The following is a 13788-nucleotide window of genomic DNA, read 5'->3' on the forward strand; positions in this document are numbered from 1 at the left end:
CTGTAACGGTCCATATGGTCTTCGCTGATGTTCAGCACGGTAGCCACTTCGGCGCCCAGCTGATCGGTGGTCTCCAGCTGGAAGCTCGAGAGTTCCATCACGTACAGCTCGACGTCGTCGCTCAGCAGATCGAGTGCCGGGGTACCGAGGTTACCGCCCACCGCCACGCGCTTGCCGGCTGCTGCCGCCATTTCGCCGACCAGCGTGGTCACGGTACTTTTTGCGTTGGAGCCGGTAATGGCAACAATCGGCGCCTTCGCGTTACGTGCAAACAATTCGATATCACCCGACAGCTTCACGCCACGGGCCGCTGCCGCTTGCAGGGCCGGAGTCGCCAAGGCCAGGCCCGGGCTCACGTAGAGCTCGTCGGCACGGCAGAGGAATTCGACATCCAGCTCGCCACAACGCACTTCCACCTGCGGGTAGTCACGACGCAGCGTGGCCAGCTCCGGTGGATTTTCCCGCGTATCGGCGACAGCGAACGACACGCCCCGGTTCGCCAGGAAGCGAACCAGGGACATGCCGCTCTTGCCGAGGCCGACAACGATGCGGAAGTGGTCAGAAGCGATCAGAGACACTTGTTCTACCTCAGCTTCAGGGTGGCAAGGCCGACCAGTACGAGAATTACAGTGATGATCCAGAAACGGACGATCACGCGTGGCTCGGGCCAGCCCTTGAGTTCAAAGTGGTGGTGAATCGGTGCCATGCGGAACACGCGGCGACCGGTCAGCTTGAAAGAGGCAACCTGAATGACCACCGACAGGGTTTCCATCACGAACACGCCGCCCATGATGAACAGGACGATTTCCTGACGGACGATCACTGCGATGGTGCCCAACGCTGCACCCAGCGCCAGTGCGCCGACGTCGCCCATGAAGACTTGAGCCGGGTAGGTGTTGAACCAGAGGAAACCCAGGCCGGCACCGATCAGCGCGCCGCAGAATACGATCAGCTCACCTGCGCCCGGTACATAAGGGATCAGCAGGTATTCAGCGAATTTCACGTTACCCGACAGGTAGCAGAAGATCCCCAGCGCGCCGCCGACCATCACGGTTGGCATGATCGCCAGGCCGTCGAGGCCGTCGGTCAGGTTGACCGCGTTGCTGGAGCCGACGATCACGAAGTAGGTCAGGACCACGAAGCCAATGCCGAGCGCGATGCTGGCGTCTTTGAACATCGGCACGATCAAGGTCGTTTCAACCGCGCTGGGTGCAGTCATATAAAGAAAGATCGCCGCGCCCAGGCCGAACACCGACTGCCAGAAGTATTTCCAGCGGCTCGGCAAGCCACGGGAGTTCTTCTCGATGACTTTGCGGTAATCGTCGACCCAGCCCACGGCCCCGAACAACAGGGTGACCAGTAACACGACCCACACATAGCGGTTGTGCAGGTCTGCCCAGAGCAAGGTGCTGATGCCGATGGCGGTCAGAATCAGTGCGCCGCCCATGGTCGGAGTGCCCGACTTGGACAAGTGCGATTGCGGGCCGTCATTACGGACAGACTGGCCGATCTGGCGGTTCTGCAACGTGCGGATCATCCAGGGACCCAGGCACAGCGACAACGACAACGCGGTCAGCACACCGAGAATCCCGCGCAGGGTCAGGTACTGAAAGACTGCGAAGCCTTTGTAGAACTGTTGCAGATACTCCGCTAACAACAGCRGCATTAATGGTTCTCCCCGCTCGAACCGCACAAAGCCGCAACGACGTTTTCCATCGCAGCGCTTCGCGAGCCCTTGATCAAAATAGTGGTGTTTGTATCGTGTTCGGCGCCCAGCGCCGCGATCAGATCAGCCTGATTGGCAAAGTGACGAGCCTGCTCACCGAAGGCGGCGACGGCATGCGCCATCATCGGGCCAACAGCGTAAAGCGCGGAAACCTTGCCGCTGGCGTACGCGCCAACGTCGCGGTGCCCCTGCTCCGCCCACTCGCCCAACTCGCCAATATCCCCGAGCACCAGAATGGTGCGGCCGGAAAAGCCGGCGAGTATATCAACGGCAGCGCACATTGAGGTGGGGTTCGCGTTGTAAGAATCATCAATGACGCGCATGCCATTGGTTGCCAGTTGCGCCACGGCACGGCCCTTGACCGGTTGCACCGCATTCAGCCCCGTGGCGATACCGAACAGCGACACACCCAGGGCATGCGCGGCAGCGGCGGCGGCCAGGGCATTGGCAACGTTGTGGTTGCCAAGCAGGTTCAGTTGAACCTGTTCGACGCCTTGCGGACTGTGCAGCGTGAAGGACGGGCAACCGCGAGCGTCACGAGCCAGATCGGTGGCGTGGAAATCGGCACGGCTGTCGTTCAGGGCAAAGCTCAGCACCTGACGACCGGCGGCACGCTTCTTCCAGATATCAAAAGCCTTGTCGTCGAGGTTCAGAACGGCGATGCCATCGGCGTCCAGCCCTTCGAGAATCTCGCCCTTGGCTTCAACGATTTTTTCCGGCCCGCCGAATTCGCCGACATGGGCGGTCCCGGCGTTGTTGATCACGGCGACATGCGGCTTGGTCATGCCGACGGTGTAGGCAATCTCGCCGATCCGCGAAGCACCCAGTTCGATGACAGCCGCAGTGTGCTCCGCGGTCAGTTCGAGCAAGGTCAGCGGAACACCGAGGTCATTGTTCAGGTTGCCACGGGTCGCCAGCACCGGCCCGCGCGTGCGCAGGATGCTCGCAAGCATTTCCTTGACCGTGGTCTTGCCGCTGGAGCCCGTGATTGCCGCGACCGGGTTCGAATACGCAGCACGGTTCAGCGCGCCGAGTTCACCAAGGGCCTGACGAGTATCGGTGACCAGTAGCTGAGGCAACGTGGAGTTCGTCACTTCACGCTCGACCAGAGCCGCGACCGCGCCTTTGGCAGCCACGTCGTTCAGGTAGTCATGACCATCGAAACGCGGCCCGGTCAGGGCAACAAACAACTGGCCCGGCTTGATCGCCCGGCTGTCGATGCTGACGCCATCGAAGCTGCTGTCGGTAGTCAGCAGGCGGCCGGCCAATGGACCCGCCACTTCGCTCAATTTCAAGGCTTTAAGCATGGGCCACCTCCCACGCGGTCAAGGCACGGTCGGCCTCCACCAGATCGGAGAAATCATGGCGTTCGCCGTTGATTTCCTGATAGTCCTCATGACCTTTACCGGCCAGCACGATCACGTCATCCGCGCTGGCGCTGGCGATCAACTGGGCAATCGCCTGGCCACGGCCGGCGACGAAACGAACGTTATCCACCGCCGTGAAACCGGCGCGGATGTCGTCGAAAATTCGTGCAGGGTCTTCGGTGCGCGGGTTGTCATCGGTGACCAGCACACCGTCAGCCAGACGCTCGACCACTTCGGCCATCAGCGGACGCTTGCCACGGTCGCGATCACCGCCGCAACCGAACAGGCAGAGCAATTTGCCCTTGGCATGTGGACGCAGGGCCATCAGGACTTTTTCCAGCGCATCCGGGGTATGGGCGTAGTCGACCACCACCAGCGGCTGAGTACCGCCGCCCAGGCGCTGCATGCGACCGGCCGGGCCTTCGAGTTTTGGCAGTACGTGGAGGATTTCATCCAGCGCGTAATCCAGGCCGAGCAAGGCACCGACAGCGGCCAGTACGTTGCTCAGGTTGAAACGGCCGAGCAAGGCACTGCGCAAATGGTGTTCGCCCTGCGGCGTCACCAGTGTCGCGCGCACGCCTTCATCGTCGAACTGCGCTTCACGGCAATAGAGGTAGGCGCTGGCGTCTTCGAGACTGTAAGTGATCAGGCGCGACTCACGCTCTTCAGCTGCGAGTTGCCGACCGAACGCATCGTCGAGGTTGATCACCCGGCACTTCAGATCGTTCCAGGCAAACAGCTTGGCCTTGGCCTCGCCGTAGGCTTGCATGGTCCCGTGATAATCCAGGTGATCGCGCGACAGGTTGGTCATCACCGCCACATCGAACGCCAGTGCCGTCACGCGCCCTTGATCCAGACCGTGGGAGGACACCTCCATGGCCACGGCTTTGGCACCGGCCTTTTTCAGGTCGGCCAGGGTTGCCTGTACTGCAATCGGGTTCGGTGTGGTGTGCAGGCCGCTTTCCAGTGCGCCGTAGAAACCGGTGCCCAGGGTGCCAACAATGCCGCAGTGCTGCCCCAACAAGTCCAGCGCTTGTGCGACCAGTTGGGTCACGCTGGTCTTGCCGTTAGTGCCGGTCACGCCAATCAGGTTCAGGTTACGGCTCGGGTCGCCGTAAAAACGCCCGGCAATGTCCGACAGCTGCGCAGCCAGACCCTTGACCGGAATCAGCGGCACATCGGTAATCGGCAGGACGGTCGCGCCTTCGACTTCGTAGGCGACTGCAGCAGCGCCACGTTGCAAGGCGTCGGCAATGTGCGTACGACCGTCGAATTTAGCGCCCGGAACGGCCAAAAACAGGTCGCCAGCACGGACATTTCGACTGTCCAGGGTCAGTTCGCGAATCAACAGGTCACGGCCAGCGTGGGCGAAAATCTTGTTCAGGCTAAGCGACATCAGCCACGCCCTCCGTTAGCTTTTACAGGGATTACCGGCGTCGCGTTGGCTTGCTGGGTGGGCGGCAGGTTGTCCGGCGTGATGTTCATCAGGCGCAGGGTCCCGGACATCACTTTGCTGAACACCGGCGCCGAAACCAGACCACCGAAGTAGCCGGCCTTGCTCGGTTCATCGATGACCACGACGATCGCGTAGCGCGGGTCGCTCATGGGACCAAAACCGGYGAACAGCGAGCGGTAGGAGTTCTCGGCATAGCCTTTGGTGCCCACCGAGGTCTTGCGTGCAGTACCGGACTTGCCAGCAACGTGATAGGCCGGCACTTGCGCACGGAATACACCGCGCGGGGCTTCGATCACTTGCTGCAGCATGCCCTGCATGGTTTTCGCCACCGCTTCCGGAATCACTTGGGTGGTTTGCGCGGCCTTGTCGGTCTTGATCAGGGTCAGTGGTGCAATACGACCGTTGTTGGCCAGCGCCGAGAAGGCGTGGACCAGCTGAATCGCGGTCACCGAAATGCCGTAGCCGTACGACAGCGTGGCCGTCTCGGCCTTGCGCCATTCGCGGTAGTTCGGCAGGTTGCCGACACGCTCGCCCGGGAAACCCAGGCCGGTGTCCTGGCCGAGGCCGACTTTCTGCGCCAGACGGAAAATCGTTTCGCCGCCGATATCGAAGGCGACCTTACTCATGCCGACGTTACTGGAGTTGATCAGAATGCCGGTCAGGTCGAGCACCGGGCCTTCGGTCTTGGATACGTCCTTGATGGTGTATTTACCAATCTGCAAGCTGCCCGGGTACACCTCGACGGTGTCGCTCGGTTTCCAGCGCCCGGTTTCGATCGCGGCGCTCATGGAGATCGCTTTCATGGTCGAACCCGGTTCGAACACGTCGATCATCGCGCGGTTACGCATCATCGCCGGTTGCAGGTTGCGACGGTTGTTCGGGTTGTAGGTCGGCTGGTTGACCATGGCGAGGATCTCGCCGGTCTTGACGTCCATGATCACCAGGCTGCCAGCCTTGGCGCCGTTCTCGATGATCGCGTTGCGCAGTTCGCGGTTCGCCAGGTATTGCAGACGCAGGTCAATCGACAACGCCAAGGGCTTGCCGGCCTTGGCGTTTTTGGTCACCTGAACGTCTTTGATCAGTCTGCCGCGCCGATCCTTGATGACCTGACGCTTGCCAGCGACACCGGCCAGCCATTCGTCGTACGCCAACTCTACGCCTTCACGCCCGTGGTCATCGATGTCGGTAAAGCCGACCATGTGCGCAGTGACTTCGCCGGCCGGGTAGAAACGCCGGAACTCTTCGATGCCGTAAACGCCCGGCACTTTCAGATCGAGCGCGACCTGGCCCTGCTCGGGGGTCAGCCCGCGCACCAGATAGATGAATTCTTTATTCGCCTGAGCTTCGAGTCGCTCGGTCAGTACTTTAGGGTCCTGCCCCAGCACAGTCGCCAGTGCCGGCCATTTTTCCTTGGCCAGCTGCATTTCCTTGGGGTTGGCCCACAGGGTGGTGACCGGGGTGCTCACGGCCAACGGCTCGCCGTTACGGTCGGTGATCAAACCACGGTGAGCCGGAATCGGAATGTGTCGAACACTGCGCGCATCGCCCTGACCAATCAGGAAGTCACGGTCGATCACCTGCAGGTCGACAATGCGCCACGCGATGGCTACAACCATGGCGCCCAGCAAGCCGAGCACCACACGAAACCGCCAAGGAAAGAGTGCCCCTTCGAGTTTCATCATGGCGCCACCATCCGTACATCAGCGGCGCCGGGAATGCGCATCTTCAGTTGTTCGGTGGCCAATACTTCGATACGGCTGTGGGCGGTCCAGGTGCTCTGCTCGAGAATCAACCGGCCCCACTCCGCCTGCGCCTTGTCGCGCACACTCAACTCGTTGTACAGCGAGTTCAACAGTTGGCGGTTCCAGTGAGCGCTATAGGAAACCCCGATCGCGGAGACCAATACGGCAATAAATAGCAGCAGCATGAAAAAGCTTCCGCCTGGAAGTGGCTTGGCGAAGAGCTTGCTCACCGAAGTTTCTCCGCGACACGCATGACGGCGCTACGGGAACGAGGGTTGGCTTTGAGTTCGGCTTCGCCAGCGAACTGCGGTTTGCCATGAATCTTGATTTTCGGTACGAAGGCTTCGAAACGTACTGGCAGGTTGCGCGGCAGGTTATCGGTTTCACCCTTGACCAGTTTGCGCATGAACTGTTTGACGATGCGGTCTTCCAGCGAGTGGAAGCTGATCACCACCAGGCGACCGCCCACTTCAAGGGCTTCAAGCGCGGCTTCGAGGCCGGTCTCAAGATCGCCCAACTCGTTGTTGACGTGAATTCGCAGGCCCTGGAACGCGCGGGTCGCCGGGTTCTTGCCCTTTTCCCAGGCAGGGTTGGCGACTTTCAGGACTTCAGCCAGATCGCCAGTGCGTTCGAAGGGCTTGATGTCGCGACGCTCGACCACGGCACGGGCCATACGGCCGGAGAAACGCTCTTCGCCGTATTCCTTGAACACGCGGGCAATTTCTTCGACAGGTGCGGTGTTGACGAATTCTGCCGCGCTGATCCCCCGAGACGGGTCCATGCGCATGTCCAGCGGGCCGTCATTGAGAAAACTGAAGCCACGCTCCGGGTCGTCGAGCTGTGGCGAAGACACGCCCAGGTCAAGCAGGACGCCGCTGACCTTGCCGGCCAGACCGCGTTCGGCAACTTCCGAACCGAGCTCGGCAAAGCTGCGCTGTACAACGACAAAGCGGCCGTCTTCGGCCGCTAGCGTTTGCCCGGTGGCAATCGCCTGAGGATCTTTGTCGAATCCCAGCAACCGACCATCGGGACCGAGCTGGCTGAGAATCAGACGGCTATGCCCGCCACGCCCGAACGTGCCATCCAGATAGCAGCCATCAGGGCGTACGGCGAGAGCCTCAACGGCTTCGTCAAGCAGTACGGTGATGTGGTTAAAGCCGCTATCAATAGTCACAGGATCAAATCACGCAGTTCATCAGGCATGGCGCCCGGTTGTTGAATAGCAGCCAGGTCAGCAGCAGAAACCGCATCCCAGGCATCCTCGTCCCACAATTGGAACTTGTTCAGTTGGCCTACCAGCATCGCGCGCTTATCCAATTTGGCGTATTCGCGCAGACGTGGCGGAACCAGAAAACGACCACTGCCATCGAGCTCGAGGTCGACGGCATTACCAATCAGCAAACGTTGCAAGCGGCGGTTCTCTTCGCGAAGCGAAGGCAGTGCGCGCAGTTTGGTTTCAATCAGCTCCCACTCATCGAGCGGGTAAACACATAAACAAGGATCAACGGCATCAATTGTGACAATTAATTGCCCGGAACTTCGCGAAACGAGCTCGTCACGATACCGGCTCGGCATGGCGAGACGGCCTTTTGCATCGAGACTGATAGCGTTAGCTCCGCGAAACACGTCAGCGTTTCTCCAAATTTTAGCGTTTTACGCTTAAAAAACCCACTTCATGCCACTTTCCGCCACTTGCGCACACTATAGGAATGCGCCCACCACACCGTCAAGGCACGGATTGAAGGAAAACCCTTACAGATCGGAGATTTAGCGCTGCAAAAGAAGGGGTTACGAGTATTTGGCGGATGATTTTGTTCAATAACTTGAAGCAGCACTGAAGGCTACGTTCAGAAGTTAAAGTGATTTGTTAAGAGTAAGATTTTTTCGGTATTACAAAAGCGCTTCTGCTATTGATTCAAGCAGGGAGGGAATTGGCCACTACCCGGGTGATGCGACTAACGGTTCAAGCGCTGGCTAATCGGTATTACGAAGCCCTTCTGCCACTGATTCAAGCAGGGAGGGAATTGGCCACTACCTGGGTGATGCGACTAACGGTTCAAGCGCTAGCTAATCGGTATTACAAAGCCCTTCTGCCACTGACTCAAGCAGGGAGGGTAATCATTACTGTATTGGAGCCTCTGCCAGGGGTTCAGCAGATGGCCAACCAGTATTACCACGTCCTTCCGCCGAAGATTCAAGCCGAAGGAACAAAAAGGTGGAGAGTCGATCTATAAGCCGGGTTCTGTCTTGAACAGTCATTCGTCTACGATGGCCATCACTGGACATCTTTAGCAACCTACCCGGTCCCAGCGCGGGCCACGCCTTGGGACCCTATTTGGTCTTGCTCCAAGTGGGGTTTACCTAGCCACGAACTGTTGCCAGTCGTGCGGTGCGCTCTTACCGCACCTTTTCACCCTTACCGGCACCGAAGTGCTTAGGCGGTTATTTTCTGTGGCACTTTCCGTAGGCTCACGCCTCCCAGGCATTACCTGGCACTTCGCCCTATGGAGCCCGGACTTTCCTCCCCCCCCTAATTTTCATAGAGGGCAGCGACTGTCCAATCGACTCTCCGCCGCAAAGGTTAACGGCAGAGAGCCCGAAGAACAAGCGATAAAAGCCTTTTGCCGCCCTGCAACCCGCGCGCTTACTCGCTTTTCTGTTTATCCAGGGCCACCTGATAGAGAACGTTCTTGCGCTCACCGGTAATTTGCGCCGCCAACGCCGCAGCACGCTTGAGTGGCATTTCTTCGAGCAGCAGATTGAGAATCCGCATTGCCTCGCTACTCACCGCCTCCTCACTCTCTGGCGCCGACCAGCCGGACACCAACACCACACACTCGCCGCGCTGCTGATTGCTATCGTTCTCGACGAATGCCCGCAACTCGGCCAACGGCAACCCCTTGAGGGTTTCGAAGGTTTTGGTCAGCTCGCGAGCGAGCAGCGCCGGACGCTCCGGACCGAATACCAGTTCCATGTCCTGCAAGCACTCGAGGATCCGGTGTGGCGCTTCGTAAAAGATCAACGTACGCGGCTCTTCCTTTATCGACTCCAGACGCGCACGTCGCCCCACCGCCTTCGCCGGCAAAAAGCCTTCGAAGATGAACCGGTCGGATGGCAACCCTGCCGCAGACAACGCCGCGATCAATGCGCACGCACCGGGAACCGGCACTACATTGATACCTGCCGCCCGCGCCTGACGCACCAGGTGATAACCCGGATCAGAGATCAGCGGCGTTCCCGCATCGGAGATCAGCGCGACATTGTCACCGGCCAGTAAACGCGTGATGAAGCGACTGCCTTCATCGCGCTCATTGTGCTCATGACACGCCGCCAACGGTGTCGCGATCCCGAAATGTTGCAGCAACCGCAAGGAGTGACGAGTATCTTCAGCCGCGATCAACGCCACTTCACGCAAGATTTTCAGCGCCCGCGCACTGATGTCGTCCAGGTTGCCGATGGGCGTCGCCACCACAAAAAGCGAGCCAGCAACGGAATTCAAAGCACCTGGAGCAGTCAAAGCGCACACCTCATGATCGGTAAAACCGGCATTGTAGCGCGTAGAAGTGCCCTGAATGCGCGCAGCGATCATCTTGCTCCACGCCCTTTTGTTGATCGCCGTAACATTTACACGACCTAAATTGAAGGTTTCACGCCAGTAACATCGCGCCCCGGCCAGCGCTTGGGTACAATTCCACGCTAATTTGATCGAGTATCAGGAACATTACATGATCGCTTGCCTGCGGCTGTTCTCTGCCCTCTGCCTCGCTGCCCTGTTGGCGGCTTGCGCCAGCTCGCCCTCCTCCAGCCTTGGCGAACTTCCACGGACTGCGGATGCCAGTATCGAGCAATTGCTCGAACAGGCTGCCACCAGCAAAACACCGGAGAAGGCTGCCCTGTTACGCCTGAGCGCGGCAGACCTGGCTTACCGCCAAGGTAATGCCGGCCAGTCTGCACAAATCCTTCAGCAGGTCCCGATGGACCAGTTGAAACCCGGCCAACAGGTGTATGCCAGCACCCTGGCCGCCGAACTGGCGCTGACTCGTAACCAGCCCAAGGCAGCACTGACCGCCTTGAGCCATCCGAGCCTGCAACACCTGAGCGAGATGCCAGTCGAGCAGCAAGTGCGCACCGGCACCGTCCATGCCCGCGCCCTTGAAGCCGACGGCCAGACCCTGGCCGCCGCCCGCGAACGCATCTTTATTGCCCCACTGCTCAAGGATGACGCGGCCAGCAAAAACCACGAGGCAATCTGGGCGCTCATTTCGTCCCTGCCGACCGATCAACTGCAACCCATCACCACCGACGATCTCGGCGGCTGGATGAGCCTGGCCGTGGCGGTGAAAAACGCCGCTACGCTGGAACAGCAACAGGCCGCTATCGACAACTGGCGCGCACAGCACCCTAAACACCCCGCTGCACTGGTGCTGCCACTGCCTTTGACCAAGCTCAAGGAACTGGCCAGCCAACCGCTCAGCAAGATCGGCCTGCTGCTTCCGCAAGACGGTCCTCTGGCATCGGTCGCCAAGGCACTGCGCGAAGGGTTCCTGGCCGCTCACTACCAGGCCCAGCAAGCCGGGCAGAAGCCGCCCGCCATCGAGTTCTACGACAGTTCGCACCTGACGTCGCTGGATGACTTCTATCGCAAGGCACAAGCCGACGGCGTGCAACTGGTCATCGGCCCGCTGGAAAAACCGCTGGTCAAACAACTCAGCACTCGCCCGCAACTGCCGATCACTACGCTGGCGCTGAACTACAGCGAAGGCGAACAAGGTCCGGCCCAACTGTTCCAGTTCGGCCTGGCTGCTGAAGACGAAGCCCGCGAGGTTTCCCGTCGCGCACGCGCCGACGGCCTGCACCGCGCTGCTGCCCTGGTACCGAAAGGCGAATGGGGCGATCGCGTGCTTAAAGCCTTCCGCCAGGACTGGGAAGCCAACGGCGGCACCGTCATTGGTATCGAACGCGTTGATCAGCCGGTAGCCCTGGCTCAGCAAATCGCCGACCTGTTCCAGCTGCGTCAGAGCGAAGGTCGCGCCAAGAGCCTGCAAAGCACCGTAGGCTCGCAGGTCGCTGCACAGCCTTCGCGCCGTCAGGACATCGAGTTCATTTTCCTCGCCTCGACACCGCAGCAAGCCCAACAGATCAAGCCAACGCTGAACTTTCAATACGCAGGTGACGTACCGGTTTACGCCACCTCCCACGTATTCAGCGCCAGCGGCGACCAGAACCAGTACAACGACATGAACGGCGTTCGCTTCTGCGAAACCCCGTGGCTGCTGGACGCCAACGACCCGCTGCGCAGACAAGTGACCGCTCAATGGCCACAAGCTGCGGGCAGCCTGGGCCGCCTCTACGCAATGGGCGTCGACGCCTATCGCCTGGCGCCACGCCTGGGCCAACTCAAGGCACTGCCAGACAGCACCATCGAAGGTCAGTCAGGCACCTTGAGCATGACCTCGTCGCAACGCATTCAACGTCAGCTGCCGTGGGCACAGTTCATCAACGGCCAGGTTCAACGCCTGCCTGACACGCCACGCTGATGCCCGACAGGTCACGCCAACAAAGCGGTCGAGATGCTGAAAGCCAGGCGCTCAAGCATCTCCAGCAACAAGGTCTGCGCCTCCTGGCGCAGAACTGGTTGTGTAAACGCGGCGAGCTTGATCTGGTCATGCTTGATGGCGATACAGTAGTATTCGTCGAAGTCCGCTACAGACAAAACACCCAATGGGGTGGCGCGCTCGGCAGCATCGATGCGCGCAAGCGTCAGAAATTGATACTCGCCGCGCAGTATTTTCTGCAGCGCGAGTCGCGCTGGGCCAACTCCCCCTGCCGTTTCGACGTGGTTGCCATAGACGGCAACGCGGCTCATTTGAACTGGCTAAGGAACGCCTTTGACAGCTGACTGCTCAAAGACAAGGCCGATCTTCACTCAACACTTTTGCTCTTTGCTTTGCGGGCTGCACATTGCTGTGCCACCAAGCCGCGCTACTTAAGGTCACACAGATGGACATGCAATCGCGAATTCGCCAGCTTTTTCAGGCCAGTATCGATACCAAGCAACAGGCGATGGACGTACTTGCACCGCACATCGAGCAAGCCAGCCAAGTGATGGTCAACGCCCTGCTCAACGAAGGCAAAATGCTCTCGTGCGGCAACGGCGGTTCAGCCGGTGACGCACAACACTTCTCCTCCGAGCTGCTCAACCGCTTCGAGCGCGAACGCCCGAGCTTGCCGGCGATTGCACTGACGACCGACAGTTCGACGATCACCTCGATCGCCAACGACTACAGTTACAACGAAATCTTCTCCAAACAGATCCGCGCGCTTGGCCAACCCGGCGACGTGCTGCTGGCGATTTCCACCAGCGGCAACTCGGCGAACATTATTCAAGCGATCCAGGCCGCACATGATCGCGAAATGATTGTCGTAGCATTGACTGGACGCGATGGCGGCGGCATGGCATCACTGTTATTGCCCGAAGACGTCGAAATACGCGTCCCGGCCAATGTCACCGCACGTATCCAGGAAGTCCACCTGCTGGCGATCCATTGTCTTTGCGACTTGATCGACAGCCAATTGTTCGGGAGTGAAGAATGACCCTTAATCGCCTTGGCCTTCTGGCCTTGACTCTAAGCCTGGGCATCAGCGGCTGCACCTCGGTACTCACCGCGACCCGCGACGCCCCCATTGAAGACGATCGCGGCACTCGCACCTTCGGCAGCAAGATCGACGACTCCCTGATCGAAACCAAGGTCGGCGTGAACGTGGCCAAGGCCAGCCCGGACCTGGATAAAGGCTCGCGCATCATCGTCACCAGCTTCAACGGTGTGGTACTGCTCGCCGGACAAACGCCACGCCCCGACCTCAAGGAACTGGCCGGACAAGCCGCTGCTGCAGTTCAGCGGGTAAAGACCGTGCACAACGAACTGCAAGTGATGCAGCCTTCGTCGATACTGGCCCGCAATAACGATGCCTGGCTGACCACCAAGATCAAAACCCAGATGCTCGCCGACGCCAGCATCCCGGGCTCGCGCATCAAGGTCGTGACCGAGAACGGTATCGTCTACCTGCTGGGTCTGCTGACCAAACAGGAAGCCGACCAGGCCACCAACCTGGTGCAGGGTGTTTCTGGCGTACAGAAGATTGTGAAGCTGTTCGAGTACATCGACTGATCTACAGCTCCTGCGTAATAAAAAAGGCGATCCTTGCGGATCGCCTTTTTTATTACTTCACTACCTTCAAGCTTGGCCGGCCGCTAGGTCGCGGCGGCTCGCTGTCGGGTGGTGGAAGATCATCATCCGGCTCGAGCTCTTCCTCGTCTTCCATAGGCGATTCCAGATCGAACACCATGCCCTGACCGTTTTCCCGGGCATAAATGCCGAGGATCGCAGCGATAGGCACGTACAGCGTATGCGGCACACCACCGAAACGCCCTTCAAAGCTGACCGCATCGTTATCCATGTGCAGATGACGCACTGCCGCAGGCGATACGTTCAGGAC

The 13788-nt window shown here is 59.7% G+C and carries 14 protein-coding genes and 1 other RNA gene; 4 read left to right on the forward strand and 11 right to left on the reverse strand.

What is annotated here, in order from left to right:
• The 10 genes from AC1DH9_RS07375 to rsmI form a co-directional block, all read right to left on the reverse strand.
• A partial coding sequence (locus AC1DH9_RS07375) for a Mur ligase family protein (protein ID WP_477807988.1) occupies positions 1-578 on the reverse strand: 578 nt, incomplete at its 3' end.
• Positions 579-583: 5 nt separating this feature from the next.
• Positions 584-1666 (reverse strand): phospho-N-acetylmuramoyl-pentapeptide-transferase, encoded by a 1083-nt coding sequence (gene mraY, locus AC1DH9_RS07380; protein WP_477807989.1) that lies wholly within the window; start codon positions 1664-1666, stop codon positions 584-586.
• Positions 1666-3033, reverse strand: coding sequence for a UDP-N-acetylmuramoyl-tripeptide--D-alanyl-D-alanine ligase (locus AC1DH9_RS07385; RefSeq protein ID WP_427546829.1), 1368 nt, complete (start codon positions 3031-3033; stop codon positions 1666-1668). The genes mraY and AC1DH9_RS07385 overlap by 1 nt, the downstream gene beginning before the upstream one ends.
• Complete coding sequence (locus tag AC1DH9_RS07390) at positions 3026-4489, reverse strand: UDP-N-acetylmuramoyl-L-alanyl-D-glutamate--2,6-diaminopimelate ligase (protein ID WP_427546832.1); 1464 nt, start codon at positions 4487-4489, stop codon at positions 3026-3028. Before AC1DH9_RS07390 ends, AC1DH9_RS07385 begins: the two co-directional genes overlap by 8 nt.
• Positions 4489-6228 (reverse strand): peptidoglycan D,D-transpeptidase FtsI family protein, encoded by a 1740-nt coding sequence (locus AC1DH9_RS07395; protein WP_477807991.1) that lies wholly within the window; start codon positions 6226-6228, stop codon positions 4489-4491. Before AC1DH9_RS07395 ends, AC1DH9_RS07390 begins: the two co-directional genes overlap by 1 nt.
• Positions 6228-6521: a cell division protein FtsL gene (ftsL, locus tag AC1DH9_RS07400; RefSeq protein ID WP_103319127.1), complete on the reverse strand. Its 294-nt coding sequence runs from the start codon at positions 6519-6521 to the stop codon at positions 6228-6230. Before ftsL ends, AC1DH9_RS07395 begins: the two co-directional genes overlap by 1 nt.
• Positions 6518-7465, reverse strand: coding sequence for a 16S rRNA (cytosine(1402)-N(4))-methyltransferase RsmH (rsmH, locus tag AC1DH9_RS07405; protein ID WP_427533294.1), 948 nt, complete (start codon positions 7463-7465; stop codon positions 6518-6520). Before rsmH ends, ftsL begins: the two co-directional genes overlap by 4 nt.
• Positions 7462-7917, reverse strand: coding sequence for a division/cell wall cluster transcriptional repressor MraZ (gene mraZ / locus AC1DH9_RS07410; RefSeq protein WP_019693566.1), 456 nt, complete (start codon positions 7915-7917; stop codon positions 7462-7464). The genes rsmH and mraZ overlap by 4 nt, the downstream gene beginning before the upstream one ends.
• Before the next feature lie 589 nt (positions 7918-8506).
• Positions 8507-8860, reverse strand: an RNA gene (rnpB, locus tag AC1DH9_RS07415) — RNase P RNA component class A.
• 75 nt (positions 8861-8935) lie between these two features.
• Entirely contained in the window at positions 8936-9808 is an 873-nt protein-coding gene (gene rsmI / locus AC1DH9_RS07420) for a 16S rRNA (cytidine(1402)-2'-O)-methyltransferase (RefSeq protein ID WP_427547195.1), read from the reverse strand.
• A 208-nt stretch (positions 9809-10016) separates the two neighbouring features.
• On the opposite strand from rsmI, the gene AC1DH9_RS07425 reads away from it, so the two are divergent.
• From AC1DH9_RS07425 to AC1DH9_RS07440, 4 genes are all read left to right on the forward strand, one after another.
• Positions 10017-11828 carry a penicillin-binding protein activator gene (locus AC1DH9_RS07425; protein ID WP_427547192.1) on the forward strand — a complete coding sequence of 604 codons (1812 nt, stop codon included), beginning with the start codon at positions 10017-10019 and terminating at the stop codon, positions 11826-11828.
• Positions 11828-12190 carry a YraN family protein gene (locus tag AC1DH9_RS07430; protein WP_427534586.1) on the forward strand — a complete coding sequence of 121 codons (363 nt, stop codon included), beginning with the start codon at positions 11828-11830 and terminating at the stop codon, positions 12188-12190. Before AC1DH9_RS07425 ends, AC1DH9_RS07430 begins: the two co-directional genes overlap by 1 nt.
• A 101-nt stretch (positions 12191-12291) precedes the next feature.
• Positions 12292-12885 (forward strand): phosphoheptose isomerase, encoded by a 594-nt coding sequence (locus tag AC1DH9_RS07435; protein WP_007904374.1) that lies wholly within the window; start codon positions 12292-12294, stop codon positions 12883-12885.
• Positions 12882-13460 carry a BON domain-containing protein gene (locus tag AC1DH9_RS07440; RefSeq protein WP_145015022.1) on the forward strand — a complete coding sequence of 193 codons (579 nt, stop codon included), beginning with the start codon at positions 12882-12884 and terminating at the stop codon, positions 13458-13460. The genes AC1DH9_RS07435 and AC1DH9_RS07440 overlap by 4 nt, the downstream gene beginning before the upstream one ends.
• 52 nt (positions 13461-13512) lie before the next feature.
• Here AC1DH9_RS07440 and AC1DH9_RS07445 read toward each other — a convergent pair.
• Positions 13513-13788, reverse strand: a 276-nt coding sequence (locus AC1DH9_RS07445) for a ClpXP protease specificity-enhancing factor SspB (protein ID WP_477807990.1), incomplete at its 5' end; no start/stop codon positions are given.

The sequence above is a fragment of the Pseudomonas sp. 05T35 genome (genome assembly GCF_056396605.1).